Origin of the sequence: Paramicrobacterium humi, assembly GCF_900105715.1 — a bacterium.
Taxonomy (GTDB): domain Bacteria; phylum Actinomycetota; class Actinomycetes; order Actinomycetales; family Microbacteriaceae; genus Paramicrobacterium; species Paramicrobacterium humi.
The window spans coordinates 209,707-232,667 of sequence record NZ_FNRY01000001.1 but is presented as its reverse complement, the minus strand read 5'-3'; the positions used below and the strand labels follow the sequence as shown (position 1 = coordinate 232,667).

19 protein-coding genes are annotated in these 22,961 nt (G+C 64.1%); 11 read left to right on the top strand and 8 right to left on the bottom strand.

Annotation, left to right across the window (positions count from 1 at the left end):
* Positions 1 to 56: 56 nt before the first annotated feature.
* Positions 57 to 1,793: a cell wall-binding repeat-containing protein gene (locus BLV49_RS01145; protein WP_176980684.1), complete on the bottom strand. Its 1,737-nt coding sequence runs from the start codon at positions 1,791 to 1,793 to the stop codon at positions 57 to 59.
* A gap of 248 nt (positions 1,794 to 2,041) precedes the next feature.
* Between BLV49_RS01145 and purE the strand changes: the two genes are divergently transcribed.
* The gene (gene purE, locus BLV49_RS01140; RefSeq protein ID WP_245723489.1) at positions 2,042 to 2,551 is read left to right on the top strand and encodes a 5-(carboxyamino)imidazole ribonucleotide mutase; all 510 of its coding nucleotides are present in this window, start codon (positions 2,042 to 2,044) and stop codon (positions 2,549 to 2,551) included.
* Positions 2,548 to 3,900 carry an LCP family glycopolymer transferase gene (locus tag BLV49_RS01135; protein ID WP_245723488.1) on the top strand — a complete coding sequence of 451 codons (1,353 nt, stop codon included), beginning with the start codon at positions 2,548 to 2,550 and terminating at the stop codon, positions 3,898 to 3,900. Before purE ends, BLV49_RS01135 begins: the two co-directional genes overlap by 4 nt.
* Positions 3,901 to 3,905: 5 nt before the next feature.
* Here BLV49_RS01135 and BLV49_RS01130 read toward each other — a convergent pair whose 3' ends face one another.
* From BLV49_RS01130 to BLV49_RS01110, 5 genes are all read right to left on the bottom strand, one after another.
* A complete protein-coding gene (locus BLV49_RS01130; protein ID WP_218132579.1) occupies positions 3,906 to 5,351 on the bottom strand; it encodes a sugar nucleotide-binding protein in 1,446 nt (481 codons plus the stop codon).
* A gap of 8 nt (positions 5,352 to 5,359) precedes the next feature.
* Positions 5,360 to 6,358, bottom strand: coding sequence for a dTDP-glucose 4,6-dehydratase (rfbB, locus tag BLV49_RS01125; protein ID WP_091179003.1), 999 nt, complete (start codon positions 6,356 to 6,358; stop codon positions 5,360 to 5,362).
* Complete coding sequence (gene rfbA, locus BLV49_RS01120) at positions 6,355 to 7,233, bottom strand: glucose-1-phosphate thymidylyltransferase RfbA (RefSeq protein WP_091179001.1); 879 nt, start codon at positions 7,231 to 7,233, stop codon at positions 6,355 to 6,357. Before rfbA ends, rfbB begins: the two co-directional genes overlap by 4 nt.
* Before the next feature lie 97 nt (positions 7,234 to 7,330).
* Positions 7,331 to 8,515, bottom strand: coding sequence for a MarP family serine protease (locus BLV49_RS01115; protein ID WP_091178999.1), 1,185 nt, complete (start codon positions 8,513 to 8,515; stop codon positions 7,331 to 7,333).
* Positions 8,516 to 8,582: 67 nt separating this feature from the next.
* Entirely contained in the window at positions 8,583 to 10,847 is a 2,265-nt protein-coding gene (locus tag BLV49_RS01110; RefSeq protein WP_091178998.1) for a cell wall-binding repeat-containing protein, read from the bottom strand.
* Between the two features lie 143 nt (positions 10,848 to 10,990).
* On the opposite strand from BLV49_RS01110, the gene BLV49_RS01105 reads away from it, so the two are divergent.
* The 4 genes from BLV49_RS01105 to BLV49_RS01090 all read left to right on the top strand — a co-directional run bounded on the left by BLV49_RS01105 (position 10,991) and on the right by BLV49_RS01090 (position 16,083).
* Complete coding sequence (locus BLV49_RS01105; protein WP_245723487.1) at positions 10,991 to 12,163, top strand: glycosyltransferase family 4 protein; 1,173 nt, start codon at positions 10,991 to 10,993, stop codon at positions 12,161 to 12,163.
* A 120-nt stretch (positions 12,164 to 12,283) separates the two neighbouring features.
* Complete coding sequence (locus BLV49_RS01100) at positions 12,284 to 13,216, top strand: glycosyltransferase (protein ID WP_245723486.1); 933 nt, start codon at positions 12,284 to 12,286, stop codon at positions 13,214 to 13,216.
* Positions 13,213 to 14,085, top strand: coding sequence for a glycosyltransferase (locus tag BLV49_RS01095; RefSeq protein ID WP_091178991.1), 873 nt, complete (start codon positions 13,213 to 13,215; stop codon positions 14,083 to 14,085). Before BLV49_RS01100 ends, BLV49_RS01095 begins: the two co-directional genes overlap by 4 nt.
* 48 nt (positions 14,086 to 14,133) lie before the next feature.
* Positions 14,134 to 16,083: a DUF6541 family protein gene (locus BLV49_RS01090; RefSeq protein ID WP_091178989.1), complete on the top strand. Its 1,950-nt coding sequence runs from the start codon at positions 14,134 to 14,136 to the stop codon at positions 16,081 to 16,083.
* Here BLV49_RS01090 and BLV49_RS01085 read toward each other — a convergent pair.
* The gene (locus tag BLV49_RS01085; RefSeq protein ID WP_091178987.1) at positions 16,080 to 16,445 is read right to left on the bottom strand and encodes a DUF2304 domain-containing protein; all 366 of its coding nucleotides are present in this window, start codon (positions 16,443 to 16,445) and stop codon (positions 16,080 to 16,082) included. The genes BLV49_RS01090 and BLV49_RS01085 overlap by 4 nt on opposite strands.
* 8 nt (positions 16,446 to 16,453) lie before the next feature.
* Positions 16,454 to 17,161 (bottom strand): glycosyltransferase family 2 protein, encoded by a 708-nt coding sequence (locus BLV49_RS01080; RefSeq protein ID WP_091178986.1) that lies wholly within the window; start codon positions 17,159 to 17,161, stop codon positions 16,454 to 16,456.
* Positions 17,162 to 17,231: 70 nt separating this feature from the next.
* Here BLV49_RS01080 and BLV49_RS01075 point away from each other — a divergent pair, with 70 nt between their 5' ends.
* The 5 genes from BLV49_RS01075 (at position 17,232) to BLV49_RS01055 (ending at position 22,960) form a co-directional block, all read left to right on the top strand.
* On the top strand, positions 17,232 to 17,840 hold the full coding sequence (locus tag BLV49_RS01075; RefSeq protein ID WP_091178984.1) for an acyltransferase: 609 nt from the start codon (positions 17,232 to 17,234) through the stop codon (positions 17,838 to 17,840).
* Positions 17,837 to 18,937 (top strand): DegT/DnrJ/EryC1/StrS family aminotransferase, encoded by a 1,101-nt coding sequence (locus tag BLV49_RS01070; RefSeq protein ID WP_091178982.1) that lies wholly within the window; start codon positions 17,837 to 17,839, stop codon positions 18,935 to 18,937. The genes BLV49_RS01075 and BLV49_RS01070 overlap by 4 nt, the downstream gene beginning before the upstream one ends.
* Complete coding sequence (locus BLV49_RS01065; protein WP_091178980.1) at positions 18,937 to 19,929, top strand: Gfo/Idh/MocA family protein; 993 nt, start codon at positions 18,937 to 18,939, stop codon at positions 19,927 to 19,929. Before BLV49_RS01070 ends, BLV49_RS01065 begins: the two co-directional genes overlap by 1 nt.
* A gap of 5 nt (positions 19,930 to 19,934) precedes the next feature.
* The gene (locus tag BLV49_RS01060; RefSeq protein WP_091178978.1) at positions 19,935 to 21,098 is read left to right on the top strand and encodes a glycosyltransferase family 4 protein; all 1,164 of its coding nucleotides are present in this window, start codon (positions 19,935 to 19,937) and stop codon (positions 21,096 to 21,098) included.
* Between the two features lie 74 nt (positions 21,099 to 21,172).
* Positions 21,173 to 22,960 (top strand): ABC transporter ATP-binding protein, encoded by a 1,788-nt coding sequence (locus BLV49_RS01055; protein ID WP_245723485.1) that lies wholly within the window; start codon positions 21,173 to 21,175, stop codon positions 22,958 to 22,960.
* The last annotated feature ends 1 nt before the right edge of the window (position 22,961 follow it).

The window sequence follows — 22,961 nt, the reverse complement described above, 5'->3', positions numbered from 1 at the left end:
CCAGCGGTAAGGGCGCCTCTCGACCGGAGTCGAGAGGCGCCCTTTTTGTGAACTGACTACTTGCAGCTCGTCAAGATTCCCGCTGCGTTCGACACGACGGTCGGGCCACCGAGGACGAAGATCTCACTCGGCTTCTGCTTCGTGATCGTGCTCTTCACGCTCGAGGGCATGCAGGTCGGTCGAGTCACGAACAGCGGTGCATCCTTCGCGCCGGCGGTAGCGCTGCCCGCCAGAGCGTCAGCGAAACTCAGCCCGGTCGCAATGTATGCCGACTTCGCCTTGCTGAAGTACTTCGCATTGATCGCGTTCGCCGTCGCGTAGCGGTCTGCCCCGGAGAGACGGCTCACCTTGTAGCCAGCCTTCTGAAGCTGCGCGGATATACCCGAGCTGACGACTCCTGTTCCGCCCGCGACGACAACATTCTTCACCTTCAGGCTCTTGAGCAACTGTGAAGTGGAAGCAGTGACGGACTTCTTAGCACCGTCGACGAGCACGACGGGGGCATCGATCGACCCCGCGGCAGCTCCTGCCGCCAGTGCGTCGGGGAAGTCGCGACCGGTCGCGATGAACGCAGTGTCCGCCTTTGCGAAGCGCTTGGCGAGGCCCTGGGAAGTCGCATAGCGGTCCGCGCCAGTGACGCGGGTCACCTTTGGGGCGTACTGTCCCAGCTGCTTCTGAACTGTCGCGGAGATGACACCGGTGCCCCCGACGACGACAATCTCATCGGGCCACTGACGAAGCAGTTCCTTCTTCACCGAAGCCGGAATTTTTCCCTTTTCGACCAGGAGGAGGGGAGCGTCATCGGAGCCGGCGAGTGCAGCCGCGCTAAGAGCGTCCGGATAGTCGAACCCGGTAGCGACGTACACGCGCCGGGTCTTTCCCTCTTCAGAGAAGTTGTGCGCGTGGCGTGAAAGGCTGACACTCGTGTCGAAGCGATCAGCTCCATACAGACGGTTGAACGCCGACTTCTTCACCTCGAGCGAAAACCGCACGTTGACGAAGACGCTCTTGTTGGTCGCCATGTCATAGACGCTCGCCTCAAGCTCGTACAGCCCGCCGGACTTGAGGTCCTGGGGAAGTGACACAGTGAGCAGGTCACCCTTGCTTGACACAACGGTGTCCGTGAAGCGGTCGTCTTCGATGTTGCCGCTGTTACTCATGAGGTACGCGTAGGTGCTGCCAGTCGATGACTTTTTCCAGAACCCGGCCGGAGCCTTGATCTTTATCGTGTCGTTTGAGCCGACAAACTTGGCCGTTTCATCGACCCGTGATTCCGACGTGCTGGTTCCCGTGGCATTCGCGATCGCCAAATCAATCGTCGCTGCAGCTCCGGAGCCCTCTGTGGGGAAAATGTCGCCTGAGAAGCTGGTTGAGTAGTCCTCGCCGTCATAAGAGTCGATCCGGAACGTATAAGCGTCCCAGCCGTCTTCAAGAGGGAAGTTCTCGAAAAAGTTTGCCGGGAGTGTGACGGTTAGAACGCGTGATGCGGAGTCGAATGAGGAGACGATCTGCTCGTTTGCCGCATCATCGACAGACATGAACATGAGCCGATAGTCGTCTCCTGTTGCCTTTTCGGGAAGCAGGAACGTCAGGGTTTCGCTCTTGCTCGGTACCGAAGTGAGCGACGCATCCTGGTACTGGTAGTCCACGAAGGTGTCTGTCACCGGCGGCAGGGTGAAGTTATAGGTCGCCGCTGTCGCCGATGAGGCTGGCAGCAGTGTCGCCGCTCCTGTCGCGATGGCTGTCGCGAGAGCTGCAGGAAGCACCCATTTTCGAGTGCGCGAAAGCTTCACTTTGTGAATCCCCCAAGTTGCTATTTAAGGCGGATCCGTTCCGCCTCGGTAAGGATAGAAAAACATACCGCTCGACCGGTATCGCCAGTATTGGGTACACGTTGGGAGGCATCTATGAACCTCCAATGTGCTAACCCTGCTGAGCTCCGACGCAAGGGCCGGCGAGTATCTGTGGCTGGCCAGACGAATCTGAGTTTCAAAGCGTGCCGTAGCGGGCTTCTCCCAGCGGCAGCGCATAGATTATCCGCATGCCACATCACGATTCCGAGCGTCCGCTCGTCGGCGTCGTCATGGGCAGCGACTCCGACTGGCGCGTCATGAGCGACGCGAGTCAGCTGCTCAGCGACTTCGGCATCGACCACGAAGTCGAGGTCGTCAGCGCCCACCGGACGCCCGAGAAGATGATCGCGTACGGCCGGGACGCCGCCGCACGCGGACTCAAGGTGATCATCGCGGGCGCCGGCGGCGCCGCGCACCTTCCCGGCATGCTCGCCGCCGTCACGACGCTTCCCGTCGTCGGCGTTCCCGTTCCGCTCGCTACGCTCGACGGCCTCGACTCGCTGCTGTCGATCGTGCAGATGCCCGGCGGCGTTCCCGTCGCCACCGTCTCGATCGGCGGCGCCAAGAACGCCGGGCTGATCGCCGCGAAGATCCTCGCCACCTCCGACACCGGGCTGCAGAAGAAGCTCGAAGACTATGCCGCCGATCTCGCCGCCCAGGTCGAGGTCAAGAACGAGAAGCTCAAGAACTCTCTATGACGTCACTGATCGCCAACCCGATCAGATACCCCGATACCGCGTCGTCGCCGCTGATGACGCGGCGGGCGTGGTGGCTCGTGGTGCTCAACTTCCTGATTCCGGGCTCCGCGCAGGTCCTCGCCGGCAACCGCCGTCTCGGCCGCTTCGGCCTCGGCGCCACCCTCGTGACCTGGACGATCGCGATCGTCGGGCTTCTCCTGTTCTTCTTCATGCGCACCGCCCTCATCAGCCTCATCGCGCAGACGTGGTTCCTGCTCGGCCTTCAGGTGCTGCTCGTCGCCTACGCCGTGCTCTGGCTCGTGCTCACGATCGACACGTTCCGGCTCGTTCACGTGCTGAAGGCGGCGCCCGGCGCGCGCTTCTGGATCGCGGCGGCGACCGTGTTCTTCCTCGTCCTCTCGGTCGGCACGGCGAGCTGCGCCGCGTACTACGCGGGCGTAGCGAACGGCGCGCTGTCGTCGATCTTCGGAAACTCGGCCCCCGTCGCTCCCGTCGACGGTCGCTACAACATCCTCCTGCTCGGCGGCGACGCGGGGGAGGACCGCGAGGGGCTCCGCCCCGACAGCATCTCCGTCATGAGCATCGAGGCCTCGACGGGCAAGGCCGTCATGATCGGCCTGCCGCGCGACATGCTGCACGTTCCCTTCTCCGACGGGCCCTTCCACGACGCGTACCCGAACGGCTACGAGCACTGCGACGTGAGCGCGTGCAAGCTCAACTCCGTCTATACGGAGGCTCAGCTCGTGCACCCCGACTGGTATCCGGATGCCGAGGGGCGCAGCAGCTCCCCGGGCATCGAGGCGACGCGCGACGCCGTCGAAGGCGTCACGGGCCTCACCGTGCAGTTCTATGCGCTCATCGACATGGCGGGATTCGCGCAACTCGTCGACGCCCTCGGCGGAGTCGAGATCGACGTCAAGCAGCGCCTGCCGATCGGCGGAGACGAGAACCTCAACGGTGTCGACGGCTGGATCGAACCAGGCAAGCAGAAACTCGACGGCTACCACGCCGAGTGGTACGCGCGCTCCCGGCACTCCACGAGCGACTGGGATCGCATGCGCCGCCAGCGGGAGCTGCAGGAGGCGATCCTCAAACAGTTCACGCCGGGCAACGTGCTCACGAAGTTCCAGGCCATCGCCGAAGCGGGCAGCCAGGTCGTCAAGACCGACGTGCCGCAGTCGATGCTCGGCTACTTCAGCGACCTCGCGATGAAGACGCGCACGCAGAAGGTCGAGAACCTCGAGCTCACCCCGCCCACCGTGCCGGATCCCGACAACCCCGACTTCCCGCACATCCGCGATCTCGTCGCAGCCGCCGTGGCCCCGGCCACTCCCGAGCCGACCGGCTGACTCGCTCAGATCACGGGCACGTACCAGCGCTCCTCCGCGTGCGGCCGGGCGCGCTGCTCCGCCTCCTCGAGGGCAGCGAGATACGCGTGCAGCGCGTCGATCGCGTAACGGGGCGTGAACCCGACACTCTCGATCTTGCGCGTGTCGAGCGTGCTGTTCGCCGGCCGCGGCGCGATGGCCCGCGCGTGGCCGTACTCGTCCGTCGTGACGCGTCGGACGTCCCCGCCGTCTCGTCCGCACGCCTCGAACACCTGCGCGGCGATGCCCGCCCACGACTGCACGGGGCCCGCGTTGGTGATGTTGTAGGTGCCCCATGGCGCCCGCGAATCCAGCAGATGACGGATGCCGCGGGCGAGATCCTCCGCGAACGTCAGTCGCCCGTACTGGTCGTCGACGACCGACGGTGAGAGCCCGTTCCTCGCCATGTCCCGGATCGTGCGCACGAAGTTGCTGCCGTCGCCGATGACCCAGCTCGTGCGCACGATGAAGTGGTGCGGCGCCGTGCGCGCCGCAATGTCGCCCGCGGCCTTCGACTGGCCATATGCGCCGAGCGGGCTGAACGGCTCGTCCTCGGTGTGCACGCTGCGTGTCCCGTCGAAGACGTAGTCGCTCGACACGTGCACGAGAGTCAGCCGGTGCTGCGCGGCGACTCGCGCGAGGCTCGCGACGGCCTCGGCGTTCGCCGCCCACGCGCTGCTCCGGCCATCGGGAGTCTCCGCCTCATCGACCTTCGTGTAGGCGGCGGCGTTGATGATCGTGTCGTACTGTCGCCAGGGGACGCGCGCGAGCTGATCGGGCGCGGTGACGTCGAGATCGTCGCGCGCGACGAAGTCGGCGCGCGGGAACACACGGCGCAGGGCGCGTCCGAGCTGCCCGCCGGCTCCCGTGACGAGAGTGGCCCGCGGGGGAACAGGGGAGACCATCTCCAGCGCCGGATGCTGCCGGTCCTTGTCCGACAGAACGGCGCGCTCGAGTGGAATCGGCCAGGCGATCCGCGTCGTGTCACCCGCGACGTTGAGGAACGTGTACGCCGCCTCGGGCGACCAGTGGTCGTTGACGAGATAGCTGTACGCCGTTCCCGCCTCGAGCGTCTGGTAGCCGTTGGCGACGCCGCGCGGAACGAACACGGCACGATCGGGCCCGAGCTCAAGCGTGAACACTCGCCCGAAGCTCGGGCCCTCCCGCAGATCGACCCACGCGCCGAAGATGCGCCCACTCGCGACCGACACGAGCTTGTCCCACGGTTCGGCGTGCATGCCCCGCGTCGTTCCGGGCTCCGCGTTGTACGAGATGTTGTTCTGCACCGGGCCGAAGTCGGGCAGCCCGGCGGCCAGCATCGCCTCCCGCTGCCAGTTCTCCTTGAACCAGCCGCGGGCATCCCCGTGAACGGGGAGCTCGATGACGAGCAGGTCGGGAATCGGGCTGTGCGACACCGTCAGCTGTTCGGTCACGGTTCCGCCTATCGGCTCTGTGCGGCGTACCGCAGCTCGGTCGCATCCTTGGTGGGCTCCCACCAGGTGCGATTGTCCTGATACCACTGGATCGTCGCCGCGAGACCCGCCTCGAAATCGACGAAGCGCGGCCGCCAGCCCAGCTCGTCGCGCAGCTTCGTCGGGTCGATCGCGTAGCGGCGGTCGTGTCCCGGACGATCGGCGACGTGGTCGTACGCGTCACGGGGATGCCCGAGCAGCTCGAGCACCCACTCGATCACGTCCTTGTTCGAGCGCTCGCCGTCCGCGCCGATGAGATACGTCTCGCCGCTGCGGCCGTGCTCCAGGACCGCGAGCACGGCCGACGAGTGGTCGTCGGCGTGAATCCAGTCGCGCACGTTCAGTCCGTCGCCATAGAGCTTGGGTCGGATGCCGCTGAGCACGTTCGTGACCTGTCGGGGGATGAACTTCTCCACGTGCTGAAAGGGCCCGTAGTTGTTCGAGCAGTTGCTGATCGTGGCATCGAGGCCGAAGCTGCGCACCCAGGCGCGCACGAGCAGGTCCGAGCCGGCCTTCGTCGAGGAGTAGGGGCTCGAGGGGTTGTACGGCGTGGTCTCCGTGAACCGGTCGGCGTCGTCGAGGGCGAGGTCGCCGAACACCTCGTCGGTCGAGACGTGGTGGAACCGCACGTTGCGGCGCCGGCACGTCTCGAGCAGCGTGAACGTGCCGAGCAGGTTCGTGGTCAGGAACGGTGACGGGTCGCTCAGCGAGTTGTCGTTGTGCGTCTCCGCAGCGAAGTGCACCACCGCGTCCGCGGCGGCGACCAGGGAGTCGACGAGCTCGGCGTCGCCGATGCTGCCGTGCACGAACGCGAAGCGGTCCATCGGCAGCCCGTCAAGCGACGCGATGTTTCCTGCGTAGGTGAGCGCGTCGAGAACCGTCACCGAGTAGTCGGTGTTGCGAATGACGTGGTGCACGAAGTTCGAGCCGATGAAGCCGGCGCCTCCGGTCACTAGCAATCGGGTCATATCGCCACCACCTCACGCTCGAGCAGTTCCAGCAGGTAGTTGCCGTAGCCGGATTTGACCAGTCGCACCGCCTGATCGTGCAGTTCCGTGTTCGAGATGAATCCGCGCCGCCATGCGACTTCCTCGGGGGAACCGATCTTGAGGCCCTGCCGCCGCTCGATCGCCCGCACGAATTCACCCGCCTCGCTCAACGCGTCGATCGTTCCCGTGTCGAGCCAGGCCGAGCCGCGGGGGAGCACACCGACGTGCAGCTTCCCCGCCCTCAGGTACGCCGCGTTCACGTCCGTGATCTCGTACTCGCCGCGTGACGACGGTTCGAGGTTCTCCGCGATGGCGACGACGTCGTTGTCGTAGAAGTAGAGGCCGGGCACGGCGAAGTGGCTCTTGGGGAACTCGGGCTTCTCCTCGATCGAGACGGCGTGCCCCGTGGCGTCGAACTCGACGACGCCGTACGCGCGCGGATCGGAGACCCAGTAGGCGAAGACGGCGGCCCCGTCGACCTCGGTGAAGGTCGTCAGCTGCTCGCCGAGCCCGCTGCCGTAGAACAGGTTGTCGCCCAGAATGAGAGCGACGTGGTCGTCGCCGATGAAGTCCTTGCCCAGCACGAACGCTTGAGCGAGGCCGTTCGGCTCCGGCTGCGTCACGTACGACAATGAGACGCCGAATTGCGAGCCGTCGCCGAGAAGCCGCTGGAACTGCTCGATGTCGTGCGGCGTCGTGATGAGCAGGATGTCCCTGATTCCCGCGTTCATGAGCGTGCACAGCGGGTAGTAGATCATCGGCTTGTCGTAGACGGGCATGAGCTGTTTCGACACACCGAGGGTGAGCGGATGCAGCCGGGTTCCTGAGCCGCCCGCGAGAATGATGCCCCTCATCTGACACCTCTCTAAACATGAGGAATAATCAGTTATGGGGCAACTATTGCACGATCCCTCACGTTTCGGTTACCCCCTCTCCGAGGGCAACCGCGGCTCAGTGCGCGGAACAGCTTCCGCTGGGCACGGCCGACGAGAACGAGCCGGCTTGCGCGAGCACCGGCGTGATCTCCTCCATCGACAAGGCGAAGCCGATGTCGTTTCCGCCCTCCGCGCGCGCGAAGATCATTCCCGCGACCGCCCCGTCCGAGGTCAGGAGCGGGCCGCCGGAGTTCCCCGGCTCGACGTGAGCGGCGAGGGAGGTGACCGAGCGGGTCACGTCCTTCTGATTGTAGATGTCCTGCACCTGGATCTCGCCCGTGCCCAGCACCCCTGCGCTTCGCGAGACGAACGGACCGCCGTACGGGTAGCCCTGGAAGAACGCCGTCGAGCCGGCATTCGGGTCAGGGGCGAACGGGAGAGCGGGGGCGTCGAGGCCTCGGACCGAGAGCACGGCGATGTCGTTCTCCGGATCGAAATAGACGAGGGATGCCGCTCGCGGGAGCTCGCCCGGAACCTCGACCACCGCGTCCGTGGCGCCCGCGACGACGTGCGCGTTCGTCATCACGAGTCCGTCGTCGATGACGAAGCCGCTGCCCGAGCTGCGCGTGCCGCACATGGGGGAGTTGGCCGTGATGCGCGTGACCGACTGCGCCGCCTTCCGGAGCGCCGGCGTGTTCGTGTCGGCATCCGGGATCTGCCCTTGCTGCGGTAGGCCGGCGGCGCCGAGCACCGTCGGGATGCCGTTGCTGATCACGAGCGCGCGGAAGCGGGCGATCCCGCCCTCGACGGGCGCCGGCGTGAGGCCCTCGAGCGTGCGCAGCACCGTCGAGGAGGCGACGGCCTGCGTGAGCGCTGGAACGCCGAGCCCGCTCGCGCTCGTCGCGAGCAGCAGCATGACGAGGAGAGCGACGACGCCGTTCGCGAGCGCGCCGAGCAGCCGGTCGACCGGACCGAGCTTGAGCTTCCGCACGGGCCGGCGCAGCAGGCTGCCGAACCAGGATCCGATGCTGACGCCCACCCCGACGATGAACAGCCCGACCAGCAGCGCGACGAGCACATTCCAGCCCGGCGCCGGAACGAACGACGCGACTACCGGCATGAGCAGCAGGGCTGCGAGCCCGCCCGCGACCAGCCCGATGAGCGAGCCGACCGTGCGCAGGAAGCCGCGCCGGAACCCCGCCACGATCGCGACGAGCAGCGCGACGACCAGCACGATGTCGAGGATGATTCCTGCGGTCACGGTGCTCCTCTCGCCCAGGCACTCAGCCTATGCGCTCGAGCCCAAGCGGAACCTTCGAGAACGAGCGTCAGCCGCAGATCTCCAGGCGTCCCACTTGGTCGCCGACGACGGCAGGCCCGCCGAGCAGCCGGACCGTCGTGGGCGACTGCTTGGTGATGGCGTTCTTGTTGCTTGCCGGGATGCAGGACTTTGTGGTGATGTACAACGGAGCACCGTCCGCTCCTGCTGCCGCACTGCCCGTGAGCGCATCAGCGAAATCCGTGCCTGTCGCGAAGTACGCGGCGTCCGCGGTCGGGAAGTACTTCGAGTTGATGGCCGCCGCCGTCGCGTACCGATCTGCACCGGAGAGTCGGGAGACGCCGTAGCCGGACTTGCTGAGCGCGGAGGAGATGCCAGAACTCACGACACCGGTTCCGCCGACGATCACGATGTTCTGCACCTTCAGCGTCTTCAGCACTTGCGACGTCTTCGCGTCAAGAGCGGACTTCTTGCCGTCCACGAGGATCACCGGGGCGCCCAGTGAGCCGGCGGCTGATCCGGCGGTCAGCGCGTCGGGGAAGTCCCAACCCGTGGAGATGAACGCCGTCTGAGCCCCCGCGGCGCCGAACTGCTTCGCGGTGTTGCGCGATGTCTCGAATCGATCGCTGCCCGAAATCCGTGAGACAGGCGCGTACGACTTCAGCGACTTCTCTACCGCGGAAGAAACCACGCCCGTGCCACCCACGATGACGATTTGCGAAGGTGCCAGCCGCTTGAGCTCTGAAGCAACCGTGCCGGGGACGGACGTCCTCGTCACGAGAAGCAATGAGGCGTCATTTTTACCCGCGAGGGCCGCCGCGCCGAGCGCATCCGGATAGTTCGCGCCCGTCGCAATGTAGACCTTGCCCTTTGTCTGCGCGGTCGAACGAGACACGCTCGCGCCCGTGGCGTAACGGTCGGCACCGTAGTGTCGAGTCGTGACGACGGGGCCGTGAGCGGAGGACCAATAGAGCGATCCGCTCTGGAACGTCTGCCCCGACATTCCATTCTTGAACGATCGCGTACTGTCAGTGGGGAAACCGAGTGCGCTCTTGACGCCGCCGAGCTTGTCGTACTCCGTCTTGATCTGCGCGCTCATGAAGTGAATGCCGAGCTTCGTCGAGTAGTACAGGGCACCCTTCACGAACGGCTGCATCGACATCCCGGTCCCGAGCGAGGACTCCGCATCCACCGGGTATCCGAGCTTACCGGAGGGGCCGCCCAGGGCGAGATACGACTTCAAGATCTGTCCGCTGAGGCGGTGGATGCTGTTGCCAGGGGACCAGTAGAGCGCACCCTTCTGGAACTGCTGGCTCAGACCGCCGCCCGTCTCGTTCTTGACGTCCCCTGTCGGGTATCCGAGAACTCCTTCAGGCCCCTTGAGGGTCGTGTACGACGTCAGGATCTGGTCCTGTGAGTAGTGCGCTCCGGTCGCCTTGCTCCAGTACGCCCAGCCGCGCTCGAAGGCCTGTGCGACACCCCCGTCCGCGTAGCGGATCGGGTTGCCCTGCGGCTTGCCGAGCTCAGAGTATTGCGATGTGTAGATTCCGGCGAGCTGGGGTGCGACGCCATCGTTCGTCCACGTCGAGCCGAACCATGCGTTGAAGTAATTGAAGAAGTTTCGGTTTCCGTAGCTCGAGCAGGTGTCGCCGGTGCCGTAGCCGGCGTTAAGGGCGGCGGTGTTCGGCGTGTATGGCGTGTAGTAGTACAGAGCAGCGGTAGCCTTCGTCTCGATGTAGACGGACTTCTTGCCGCAACTGGCATTCGGGTGATATTGGACTCCGACTGTTTTTCCAACAGGGAACCACGAGAAGTAACTGTCGACGGTGTACCTGTGAAGCTGTCGGGCAGCGTTGTAGACCTGATTGGAGAAGCCGTAGTACTTGGTGTCGCACGCAGCGGTGTCGGGGCATGCGTACCCCATCGCGATCCGGTACTTGCCCGCTGTCGGTGCCGTCGAGGTTACGAGCCCCTGCTCTTTCTGGAGGGTCACGAGGAGCACCTGAGGGTTCATTCCGCATGCACGCGCCACCTTGTAGATGATGCGGGCTGCGCTCTCGTTGCTTCCGCCGGTATAAGCCGAGCAGTACTTGTCCGAAGCGCGAGACTTCGTCGACTCCTTGTAGGACTTAAGGCAGGTGTAGCCGGACTTGCAGGTCGACACCTTTGAGTTCAGGAACGACTGGATCTCCGACTCAGTCATTGATGACGAATCGAAGAAGATCGCGTCGTCGATGATGCGTCCAGCGCTGAACGTCGCCGCATTCGCTTCGTCTTGCGTGAAGGGCAGTACCGAAATCACTGTCGCCGCCATTAACGCAATCGCGCCAATCGCCACAACGCGCAGACTTCTCCCCCTGGTTCGTGCCCCTGACATGCCCTCAATGCTATGTGCTGGCTCCGCGCGTATCGACCAGAAAGGCCAGATGGGGCCCAGATGTCCCGTAAATTAGGGTCATGCGTCGGTCCCTCGGCGCAGGAAGGGCTGTCGTTCTGATGACTACGCTTCGGGTGATCGTCGATCAGATGATTCCTCCTGTGCAAGGCGATTTGGGCGCCTACAGTCGTGACCTCGCTCGTGCTTTGATCCGGACCGCCCCGAGGGGCTGCGATGTCGAGGCGATCATCGCGGCGCACGGTGACGACGAAGTAGCGGACGTGCGTAAGCGCCTTGGCGGCCTCTCCGGTTTGCACAAGACGACGCTGAGGCGTCGTGAACTCTCGGCCGCGTGGCAACTGGGCGTTGCCTCGCCCCAGGTTTCGACAGGGCTCATCCATTCACCGACGCTCTTGGCCCCCCTGGTCAAGCACGATGTCGATCACGGCACTCAGATCACTGTTACCTTGCACGACCTCTTGCCGTGGACGCAGCCGAAGTCTCTCACGCCCGCGACGGTGTCGGGTCAGAAAGCACTGCTGAAACGAGCGCTGAAACACGCTGACGCACTCGTCGTTCCCACTCACGCACTTGCGAATCAACTCTCGGACATCGCCGATTTTGGGCAGCGAGTGCGAGTGATCCCCGGTGCCGCACCAAGCACGCTCCGCCTTCCCGTCAATCCCGACCAGCGTGCAAAAGAGCTCGGCCTGCCCCCTGATTACATCGTCGCCATGGGGTCTCTCGAGCCGCGGCGAGGAATCATCGAGCTGATCACAGCGATGGCGCGGTCCAACGCGCCGGACCTCCCACTGCTGATCATCGGTCCCGAGACATGGGGCGACGTCACGATCGAAGGTACAGCGGACGAGGCGGGCGTGAGCGAAGGGCGCGTCGCGGGCCTGGGCGAGCTCGCCGATGCCGACAAGGCACTCGTGCTCTCGCGCGCGTCGGCGCTCGTGGTGCCGAGCGTCGGTGAGGGATTCGGGATGCCGCTCGTGGAAGCCTTCACGTTCGGCACGCCCGTCATCCATTCCGACGATCCCGCACTCGTCGAGACGGCGGGTGGTGCCGGCTACGTCGTGGAAGCCGAAGGCAAGGGATATGCGGACCGACTCGCCGAGGCGATGAGTGCCGTACTCAGCGACGGCTCGCAACGCGATCGGCTGCGAGTCCTTTCGCACGACCGCGCTCGCGCCTTCACATGGGCGGACTCCGCGAGCTTGCTGTGGACGCTCCACAGTGACTTGTAAGCTGCCCTGGTAATCGGCCGGCGCGCTTCCTCAGGAGGTTCACGTCGGCCCAGCGGTAAACTTGCCCAGATTGCCTGCGAGAAGGAACGGTGGTTATTGGTGGCGAGGGATCCGCGCGTAGTGGCTGTGGTCGTCGCGTATAACCGGAGCGAGCTCCTCCGGGAAGTTCTCACAGGCCTGCAAGCGCAGAAGCGACCGGCAGATGCCATCGTCGTTGTGAACAACGCCTCTACCGATGACTCATCTCAGGTCGTCCGCGAGACGGCGCCGGAGTCGGATCTGATTGAGCTCTCCGAAAATACGGGAGGTGCCGGGGGGTTTGCCGTCGGCATGGCCGCGGCCATCACACGCCATGATCCGCAGTGGGTCTGGGTCATGGATGACGACACCGTTCCAAGTCCGCAGGCGCTCAGTGGCATGCTCGAAGCGGTCGCGACCTATCCGCGAACTGACCTGTACGCGGTCGGCTCGCGCGTTACCTGGGTCGACGGTACGGACCATCCCATGAACACGCCGCGGCAGCATCCGCTCGCGACCAAAGCCACGAAGGGCTGGGCAAGCGCGGCGGGGTCGCTTGCGGTGCGATCGATCTCCTTCGTTTCGTCGATGTACAACGCAGACCGAATCAGGACTCTCGGATACCCAATCGTCGATTACTTCCTCTGGAACGATGACTTCGAGTTCAGCTCGCGAATGATCCGGGGCGGCGTGGGTCTGTCCGTTCCAGCGAGCGTGGTCACGCATAAGACCAAGGCGCGCGCTTCGACCGACACAGACCCGGGCGAGCGATTTCGCTTTGAAGTGCGCAACAAGCTTTGGCTGTTCCGCTATTCGAAGGCGCTCCGGCCACTCGAGAAGATTCTCTACGGGGCATCCTCGCTCGCGCGCTGGGGAAGGACGTTTCTCAAATCGCCCGACCGGGCGACGCTTCGCGCTGCTTTCGTGCAGGGAGTGAAGGAAGCCCGGGAGCGAAAGCCGCGATTGAACGCGGAAGCGCTGCTTGGCGCAGGAGTCCCGGCTGACGTTCTGGAAGAAATACGGAGGGCAGCATGACCGGCAATTCAACCGGCCCGCAGTTCTCTCTCTTGCTTCCCGTTTACATGAACGATCGTGCCGACCACTTCGAACGCGCCTTTCTCAGCTCAACGCGGGACCAGACACTTCCTCCGTCCGAGGTGATCCTCGTCCAAGACGGGGAAGTGCCCGATCTGTTGGCTTCGTCCATCGCAAAGATGAAGCAGAGCACCAAGGTTCCGGTGCGCCACATCGAGATCGCGGAGCGCGGCGGACTCGCGAACGCACTCACCGTTGGACTGAATGCGTGCAGCTACGACATTGTGGCGCGGATGGACGCGGACGATGTCTCCCTGTCGTCGCGGTTCGAAAAGCAGATGGAAAAGATCGCCGACGGCTACGATCTCGTCGGCACGGGAATGCTCGAGTTCACGGACGACACGAGTGAGGTGATCGGCAAGCGCACGCCTCCGACCGGGACGGCGACGATCGCACGGTACTCACGCTTTCACGATCCCTTCAATCACCCGACGGTCATGTACCGGCGGCCAGCTGTCGCCGCAGCAGGCGGGTATGACGACATCGGGCTCATGGAAGACTATTGGCTCTTCGCCCGAATGATTCAGCATGGTGCCCGCGTTGAAAACCTGCCGGAGCCGCTTGTCATGTACCGGGTCGGTGCCGGAGCGTATGCGCGACGTGGCGGACGAAAGCAGTTTCGGGCCGAGTGGGATCTGCAGCGAGCGTTGCGACGAGCGGGGTTCACCACACGTTTCCAATTCCTGCGTAATTTCGTCGTCAGGGGCGTATATCGATTTGTGCCCGTGAGCGTGAGGCGCGTGCTCTACCGTCGCCTCATCCAGCGCGGGTTCAGAGACGACACAAGTGGCGCACAGGGACAGGCGTAGCGCAATAGCGCAGGTGAGAGATGCGACGACGTTGAGGAGATTTTGTCGATGACGTGGTTTTCGGCGATTGTTGTCGCTCTCGTGGCACTCGCCGTCGCGTACACACCGGGTGCGGTTATTGCGGCCGCTGCCGGTGCTCGCCGCCACCTTCTCATCGTCGCGGCTCCCGCCGTAACTGTGTCCACGTTCGCGACGGCAGGACTCGTCTTCCCCGCCTTTGGCATCGCATGGAACCCCGCGAGCGTCGGGGCATTCAGCATCGCGCTCGCGCTCATCGCCCTCGCCGTGCGCCTCCTCGTCGTCCGCGGGAGGCCGCGGCGTGAACGACCGAGTCCACGAAAGTTCCGTGGCGGTTTTGGAATCGCGCTGCCGATCTCGGCCGCCATCATCTGTACGCAGCTGGTCCTCGTGTACGGCCGACCCGACAGCGTGTCGCAGACCTACGATGCCGCGTTCCACCTCAATGGAGTCCGATACATCCTCGACACGCTCAACGGGTCGTCACTCCACCTGACGGGAATGATCCTTCCCGAAGGGCAATCGAGCTTCTATCCGGCCGGCTGGCATGACCTTGTCTCCATCGTCGCGATGATCACAGGCGGCGACGTTGTCACGGCAGCGAACATGTCCAACCTCGTTGTCGCGGCGGTCATCTGGCCAATCGGAATCCTGACCCTGGTCGAATTGCTTGCTCCCGCCCGCACCTCGGCACTCGTCGTCGCCGCAGTGCTCGCAACAGCGGCACCGTCATTTCCGTTAGGGATGCTCGATTATGGCGTGCTGTATCCCTACTTCTTGGCTCTCGCCTTCTTGCCCGGAGCCATCGCCCTGGGGCTGTCGATCACTCGGCTCACACGCACCGACCTGCTTGGGCCGATCCCGCTACAAGTGCTCGCCCTCATCGCAAGTCTCGGTGCGATGGCGATCTCACAGACTTCTGTCGTGTTCGGCTTCGCAGCGCTGGGCTTTGTGGGTGTCTGCGCACGCGTTCTGACACTCATGCGCACCTCACTCCCCGCCATGACGAAGGTGGCAGCCGGTGCGGGGGCGCTCGTTGCCGGCATCGTGCTGCTGGCTGCCTGGTGGAAGTTCGGGAGCGTCGGCTATACAGCTCCCTGGCAGCCATATGCGTCGCCACTGAGGGCAGCGTTTGAAGCCCTCACGAGCTCGCGCAACGGAACCCCGCCCGCGATTCTGCTGACGATTCTGCTGCTGGTTGGCATCGTGAGTGAGATTCGCCGCGGTCGCTGGTGGCTGCCCGTCATGTGGACGGTCCCCGCGTTTCTCTTTGCTCTGAGCGCCTTCCTACCATCGGGCAACCTCCGCAATGCGGCACTCGGGGTCTTCTACAAGGACCCGCCGAGGCTCGCTGCCCTGAGCGTTCCCTTGACTGTCGTTCTCGCTGCCCTAGGCGCGTTCGCGATATGGATGTTCATCTCCAAGCGAGTGGCTTCGCGCACCGCTGGTACGACGGCAGTTCGTGTGTCGGCGGCCGTATGCGCTGTTGTGCTGGTCGCGGGCGGTCAGGGAATCGCCATGCAGTCCGCCATAAGCCGCGCAGCTGCCAAATACGACCTCAGCAACTCCTCGCAGATCCTCTCCCAGGATGAGCGCTCCCTTCTCGAACGCATCGATGCAGAAGTGCCGAAAGATGCTGTCATCGTCGGCAACCCGTGGACCGGCACGTCGTGGGCATATGCGCTCGAGGATCGCCGGGTTCTCAACCCGCACTTCAACTCGTCCACGGCTCCTGAGAACCTCATGGTGAACAGGCACCTCAACGACGCGCTCGACGATCCTGAGGTCTGCGCTGCCCTGAAGAGAACGGGCGTCGACTACGTTCTCGACTTCGGTGCAGACCGCTTCGGTGGCCGCATAACCGTGGACACTTCCATCGGCTACGAGGGGCTACTCGATCTCGATCATTCGTCCGTGGTGGAGGAAGTCGACCGGGTGAATGACAAGGTCCTCTACCGCATCACAGCCTGCGGACTTTAGCTTTCGCCGTCGCGTTTGCGGTTGAGCTCCGCGTCTTCGACCGCGGCATGAGCAAGCGTGATCTGACGTGCCAGCTTGGTGATTCGGCGATTGACCTGAACATTCCGACGGTACGTCGTGGAAACGAAAACCAGGAAGGCGAGTACGAGCGCATAAAGGAGCAAGTCAGCGCCACGTCCGACGCCGACGAAGTTCGCGGCCCAGGTGAGCCAGCTCGGAAAGAGAATGGACAGAATCGCAACGACGATGAAGGCGCCAAGAAACAGTCGTCGCAGCGCGAGGTGGCTGTCACTGCCCGTGGGCCGCGTGAAGAAAAGCCCAACGGCGATCACGCCGATGACGAGGATAATCTGGATCCACATGATTGCTCCTACCGCACGACCAGGTCGACGAGGATGTTGATTGCATTGAGCACCGACTGCCCCTTTGCCCGGGAGTAATCCGTGTAGAGCAGCTCGACGGGGAATTCCTGCCACGGGAGACGCGTGCGCCCGAGCTGGAGGACTATCTCCGTGGCGTGCGCCATGCGATCTTGCTGCAGATTGATCTGTGACGCGGCGTCCCTGCGAACCACTCGCAGGCCGTTGTGGGCATCCGTGAGTTTCAGGCCTGTAGTCATATTCGTGACCCAGACGGCCGTCTTCAGAATGATTCGCTTGGCGATTCCCGGATTCGTCCGGGCATCGAGGAAGCGTGATCCGAAAACGATCGCGAGGTCGCGTTCGCGAGCGAGTTCGACCATGGCGAGTGCGTCGATGACACGGTGTTGTCCGTCGGCATCGAACGTGACGATGAAGCGCGCACCGCCCTGCTGCAGCACATACTCGAATCCGGTCTGAAGCGCTGCGCCCTGACCCAGATTGACGGGATGCTGCAGCACGCGTGCGCCGGACGCGCGGGCTGCGTCCGCTGAACCGTCAGTGCTCCCATCGTCGATGCAGACGACATGGCTGAAAGAACCAAGAAGTTCCTCGATGACTCCGCCGATGACAGTTGCCTCGTTGTACAGAGGGATGATCACCCAGGTGTCATCTGAAGAGGTCTCCGGAATGCGCTCGGGGATACCGGGTCGCGTCATGGTTCCATTCTGACAGACCCGTTACGCTGAAGTGTCAGCCACAGAGCCGAGCATGCAGGAATAGGAAGTCATGAGCCGAGACCCGAGCGTCCGCGTTGTTGATTCTGCTGATGTTTCGGATGCGGCGTCGGTTGGTGCGGGCTCGTCGGTGTGGCATTTGGCGCAGGTGCGCGAGGATGCGGTGCTGGGTGAGAACTGCGTGATCGGGCGGGGCGCGTATATCGGCACGGGTGTGACGCTTGGTGACAATTGCAAGGTTCAGAATTACGCGCTGGTGTATGAGCCGGCGCGGTTGGCGGATGGGGTGTTCATTGGTCCGGCGGTGGTGCTGACCAATGACACGTACCCGCGGGCGGTGAATCCGGATGGTTCGTTGAAGAGCGCGCACGATTGGGAACCGGTCGGGGTCACGGTCCGTGAGGGTGCGTCGGTGGGTGCGCGTGCAGTGTGTGTGGCGCCGGTGACGATCGGGGCGTGGGCGACGGTCGCTGCGGGCGCGGTGGTGACGAAGGATGTGCCGGATTTCGCGTTGGTGGCCGGTGTCCCGGCGAAGCGGATCGGCTGGGTCGGGAAGGCCGGGGTGCGGCTTGTCGAGGACGAGTCGAGCTGGCTGTGTCCGGTGACGGGGGAACGGTTTGCTGTGGTAGATGGTGTTTTGGTTGAGGGGTCTCGGGCATGAGTGACGGGTTTATTCCGGCGGCGAAGCCGTTGATTGGTGAGGATGAGCGTGCGGCGGTGGATCGTGTGCTGGCCTCCGGGATGGTGGCGCAGGGGCCTGAGGTTGCGGCGTTCGAGTCGGAGTTCGCGGAGCATTTCACGCCGGGCCGTGAAGTGGTGGCAGTGAATTCGGGGACCTCGGGTTTGCATGTGGGATTGCTGGCTGCGGGGGTGGGTCCGGGGGATGAGGTGATTGTTCCTTCGTTCACGTTCGCAGCGACGGGAAACTCGGTCGCTCTGACCGGGGCTGTGCCGGTGTTCGTGGATATCGAGCCGGAGCAGTTCAGTCTTGACCCGGTCGCGGTGGAAGCGGCGATCACCCCTCGGACCAAGGGGATCATGCCGGTGCATTTGTATGGGCATCCGGCGCATATGCGGGAGCTGTCCGCGATCGCGGACAAGCACGGCGTGCTCCTGTTTGAGGATGCGGCGCAGGCGCATGGTGCGGCGTTGGATGGCACCCCGGTGGGTGCGTTCGGGGCGTTCGGGATGTTCAGCCTGTATCCGACGAAGAACATGACCAGTGGTGAGGGCGGCATGATCTCCTTCGGGGATCCGGAACTGGTGCGGCGTGCGCGGTTGCTGCGGAACCAGGGGATGCAGACGCAGTATCAGAACGAGCTTGTCGGGTTCAATTACCGGATGACGGATATTCATGCGGCGATCGGGCGAGTCCAGTTGGGCAAGGTCGACGCGTGGACCAGGCAGCGGCAGGGCAACGCCGCGTTCCTGGATGCGCATCTTGCGGGTGTGGTGACGCCGCCGGTCGCTGAGGGTGCGGTGCATGTGTATCACCAGTACACGGTGCGGGTGCCGGAGGACCGGGACGGGTTCGTGCAGGCGTTGAAGGAGGAGTACCAGGTCGGGTCGGGTGTGTATTACCCGGTGCCGAATCACCGGCTTCCTTCCCTCGCGGCGTATGCGAAGGACCTGGAGTTGCCGGAGACGGAGCGTGCGGCGGCGGAGGTTGTGTCTTTGCCGGTGCACCCGTCCTTGGACGAGCAGGATTTGGAGCGGATCGTGTCCGCGGTGAACGCTCTGGCGAAGGCGGGCGCGTGATGGCAGAACAGGTGTTGCGGGCGGGTCTTCTGGGTGTGGGGCATATGGGCCGGCATCATGCCCGGGTGTTGCGGGAGACGCCGGGGGTGGAGTTGGTCGCGATCGCGGACCCGGGCGGTGATCCGCACGGTGTCGCCGGGAACCTTCCGGTGCTGCCCGATATTGATGCATTGATCGGTGCCGGCCTTGATATGGCGGTGGTGGCGGTGCCGACCCGGTTCCACGAGGACGCCGCGCTGAAACTCGCCGACGCGGGGGTGCACACGCTGGTGGAAAAGCCCATCGCGCACACCATCGAGGCCGGTCAGCGGATGGTGGACGCGTTCGCGGCGAAGGGCCTGGTCGGTGCGGTCGGGCATATTGAGCGGTTCAACCCGGCATTGCAGGAGATGCGCAGGCGGATCGCGGCGGGCGAGCTGGGTGAGGTGTATCAGGTCACCACCCGCCGGCAGGGCCCGTTCCCGTCTCGGATCGCGGATGTCGGGGTGGGCAAGGATCTCGCCTCGCATGATGTGGACTTGACGGCGTGGGTGGCGCAGTCGCCGTATCAGAGCGTGTTCGCGCAGACCCGGCACAAGTCCGGGCGGGAGCATGAGGACATGATCATCGCGACCGGGCGGCTCCAGAACGGGGTGATCGTGAATCACATCGTGAACTGGCTGTCCCCGATGAAGGAGCGCGTCACGATCGTGACCGGTGAACGCGGCGCGTTCGTCGCCGACTCCGCGACGAGTGATCTCACGTTCTACGAGAACGGCACAATCGCAACCGAGTGGGATTCCATCAGCGTGTTCCGTGGCGTGTCCGAGGGCAACGTCACCCGGTACGCGTTCGCGAAACGAGAACCCCTCCGGGTCGAGCACGAAGCCTTCCGCGACGCGGTCCTCGGAGAACGCCACGATGTCGTCACCATGGAAGAAGGCCAGCAAACACTCCGAGCAGTCGAAGCCATGCTCGAAGCGGCGAACGGTCGAGCCGTCAGCTCGCTCTGACCGGTATGCGCATCATTCTTGCGAGCCGTATCTTCGCGCCTGAGCCGGGTGCGGCCTCGTTGAGGCTGCGGGCTTTTGTGAACGCTGCGGCGCGGAATGGCCATGAGGTAACGGTCTTGACGTCGACAGCGCCTCCAGGACAGACGTCTTCATCCGCCGCTGTCCATCCAGGCGTGCGCGTGCGGCGAGCGCCGGTCTTGCGAGATCGCGCCGGCTACGTGCGCGGCTACCTGCAGTACCTGAGCTTTGATGTTCCTTTGGCTGTGCGACTCCTTTTTGCCCGGCGTCCGTCAGCCGTGGTCGTGGAACCACCGCCCACCACGGGCGCCGTTGTGCGGGTCATCTGCGCTCTGCGCAGATTGCCGTACTTCTATTACGCCGCGGATGTGTGGTCCGATGCGTCTGCCATGGCCGGCGCCCCGGCGTTTATCGTGCGCACAGTGCGGTGGCTTGAGAAGTTCGCCATCCGCGGCGCCACTCGGGCGCTCTCAGTCAGCGAGGGCGTGACCGAGCGACTCGCAGAACTCGGCATTCGCAATTCCGTCGCGACCGTGGGTAACGGGGTCGACTTAGGCGACTTCACTCCCGAGGGCGACGGGACGGAGACTGACGGGCCGTATGTCGTTTATACCGGTACTGCCTCAGAAGTGCATGGGGCCCGCATCTTCGCTGAGGCGTTTCGCTCAGTACACGCGCGGTTGCCGGGAGCGATCCTCGTCTTTATCGGCCAAGGGAGTGAACGGGCCGAAATCGAGCGACTCGCTGCCACCCTGCCTGTCGGCACGATTCGGTTCCTCTCGCGTCGCGAGCCCCATGAGATTGCCCGGTGGCTTCGCGGAGCGAGCGCGGCGCTTGCGTCCGTCAAGCCCGGCGGTGGCTATGATTTCGCCTTCCCAACGAAGCTGTATGCAGCGGCGGCCTGCGGCACCCCCATGATTTACGCGGGAGTGGGGCCGGGACGAACGTTCGTTGGTGAGGTGGAAGGTGGAGTAGCCGTCGAGTACGACGTCGACGCAATCGCTCAGGCACTTGAACATGCGCTGCGGCAACCTAGGAATGCTGAAGCGAGAGCGCGCACAGCGGCATGGGCGCACCTCAACATCGACATCGATGCCGTCGCTCGGCGAGCGATTCTCGAGACAGAAGCGGCGGCACGAACCGACCGCTGAAGTGGGCTGTCGTCCGCGCTCAGCTTCGCACGCCTTCAGTGTGGGACGATTGAGCCGCTAACCGCAAGAGGAGGATGCGTCCGGTGAAACTGATCTGGGACACGATGCGTTCGATCGTTCCGCTGTTGCCAGGCCGAGCCCGTCGTTTCCTCATCGCCTTCATGATCATCTCCAGCGCACTTGCAGTGCTCGACGTCGCTGCGCTGATGCTGCTCGCCATCTCGTTGACATCGATGATGGAAAGCGACCCGATCTCCATTCCGCTACTCGGTACAGTCGGCCCCGACGGCTACGTGTGGGTCGTGCTCGTCATCTCACTTCTCATCATCCTCAAGTCGGTTCTCTCGGTGATACTTCAGTGGATCGCGACGCGCCGCTTCGCTGTATACGAGCTCGAGATCGGTGACAAACTCTTCGACGCCTACATCAAGGCCCCCTGGGTCGAACGGCTGAACCGAAATACCGCCCAACTCGTCCGGCTCGCTGACGTCGGCATAGCCAACGCGATCGCCGGCTTTCTACTTCCTGTCATCGGCATCCCGCAGCTTCTCATCACGTCAGTAGTCGTGCTCGCGGTCATCGTCGTCGCGCAACCCCTGACCGCGCTCGTCACCGTGGTCTACCTCGGCCTCATCGCCGGCGTCCTGTATTTCTGGATGTCGAAGAAGTCCGTGCAGGCCGGCCGGGTCGGCCGCGACTACGCGTTCAAAGTCGCCTCGCTCATGACTGACATGGTCGCGGCTTTAAAGGAGGTCACGCTTCGCAACAAGACCGCTGAAGTGGCCCGCGTGGTCCACGACAACCGCATCCATTCGACGCGCGCACGAGCGAACGTCAGCTTTCTTGGAACATTTCCCAAGTTCGTTCTTGATTCGGCACTCATCGGCGGGTTCCTTCTCGTCGGCGGATCGGCGTATCTCTTCGGCGGTTCCGCAGCAGCAATCTCAGCTGTGGCGATGTTCGGAGTCGGCGGGTTTCGCCTTGTCCCGTCGCTTACAGGATTCCAATCCGTCATCACGATCGCCACGTCGAATGTCGCGCACGTCCAGAACGTGCTCGACGACATCGCGGCGGCGGAGAGCTACGTGGCCGACGCGGAGCGCATCGGCATGACGCCCATAGAGGGCGAGCCGCGTGCGCTCGAGCTTTCGAACGTCCAGTTCACGTATCCGAATGCCGGAGAAGCGGCATTGCGCGATATCGACCTGCGTCTCCCGATCGGCTCAACTCTGGCTTTCGTCGGACAATCCGGATCCGGCAAGTCGACCCTCGTCGACCTCATCCTCGGACTCCTGACTCCATCGAGCGGCAGTGTGAAGCTTGATGACCAGGACCTCGCCGACGTGCTCGCCGCCTGGCGCTCGCGCGTCGGATATGTACCGCAGGATGTGGCGCTGTTCGACGGTACGATCGCACAGAATGTCGCCCTGACATGGGGAGACGACATCGACGAGGCCCGGGTCGAGACGGCGCTGCGTCGAGCGCAACTGTGGAATGTGGTGCAGCAGCGCCCCGGCGGCATCCGCTCTCGTGTGGGGGATCGGGGGCTGTCCCTTTCCGGCGGCCAGCGACAGCGACTCGGTATCGCTCGAGCCCTCTACGGGGACCCGCTCGTTCTCGTCCTCGACGAAGCGACGAGCGCTCTTGACACGAAGACGGAGGCGGACGTCACCGAGTCCATTGCCGGGCTGAAGGGGCAGGTGACGCTCATCACCGTCGCGCACCGGCTCTCGACCGTGCGTGAGCACGATCAGATCTGCTACCTCGCCGACGGACAGATCGTTGCCCGCGGTACCTTCCCGGAACTTGTCGCGAAGGTGCCCGAGTTCGCAGTCCAGGCCTCGTTGGCCGGTCTCGCCTAGC

Coding starts and splice junctions, on each gene's coding strand:
- purE (WP_245723489.1), top strand. CDS start 2,042: ATGCCACATCACGATTCCGAGCGTCCGCTCGTCGGCGTCGTCATGGGC.
- BLV49_RS01135 (WP_245723488.1), top strand. CDS start 2,548: ATGACGTCACTGATCGCCAACCCGATCAGATACCCCGATACCGCGTCG.
- rfbB (WP_091179003.1), bottom strand. CDS start 6,358: ATGACCCGATTGCTAGTGACCGGAGGCGCCGGCTTCATCGGCTCGAAC.
- rfbA (WP_091179001.1), bottom strand. CDS start 7,233: ATGAGGGGCATCATTCTCGCGGGCGGCTCAGGAACCCGGCTGCATCCG.
- BLV49_RS01110 (WP_091178998.1), bottom strand. CDS start 10,847: ATGGCGGCGACAGTGATTTCGGTACTGCCCTTCACGCAAGACGAAGCG.
- BLV49_RS01105 (WP_245723487.1), top strand. CDS start 10,991: ATGCGTCGGTCCCTCGGCGCAGGAAGGGCTGTCGTTCTGATGACTACG.
- BLV49_RS01095 (WP_091178991.1), top strand. CDS start 13,213: ATGACCGGCAATTCAACCGGCCCGCAGTTCTCTCTCTTGCTTCCCGTT.
- BLV49_RS01090 (WP_091178989.1), top strand. CDS start 14,134: ATGACGTGGTTTTCGGCGATTGTTGTCGCTCTCGTGGCACTCGCCGTC.
- BLV49_RS01085 (WP_091178987.1), bottom strand. CDS start 16,445: ATGTGGATCCAGATTATCCTCGTCATCGGCGTGATCGCCGTTGGGCTT.
- BLV49_RS01080 (WP_091178986.1), bottom strand. CDS start 17,161: ATGACGCGACCCGGTATCCCCGAGCGCATTCCGGAGACCTCTTCAGAT.
- BLV49_RS01075 (WP_091178984.1), top strand. CDS start 17,232: ATGAGCCGAGACCCGAGCGTCCGCGTTGTTGATTCTGCTGATGTTTCG.
- BLV49_RS01070 (WP_091178982.1), top strand. CDS start 17,837: ATGAGTGACGGGTTTATTCCGGCGGCGAAGCCGTTGATTGGTGAGGAT.
- BLV49_RS01065 (WP_091178980.1), top strand. CDS start 18,937: ATGGCAGAACAGGTGTTGCGGGCGGGTCTTCTGGGTGTGGGGCATATG.
- BLV49_RS01060 (WP_091178978.1), top strand. CDS start 19,935: ATGCGCATCATTCTTGCGAGCCGTATCTTCGCGCCTGAGCCGGGTGCG.
- BLV49_RS01055 (WP_245723485.1), top strand. CDS start 21,173: ATGCGTCCGGTGAAACTGATCTGGGACACGATGCGTTCGATCGTTCCG.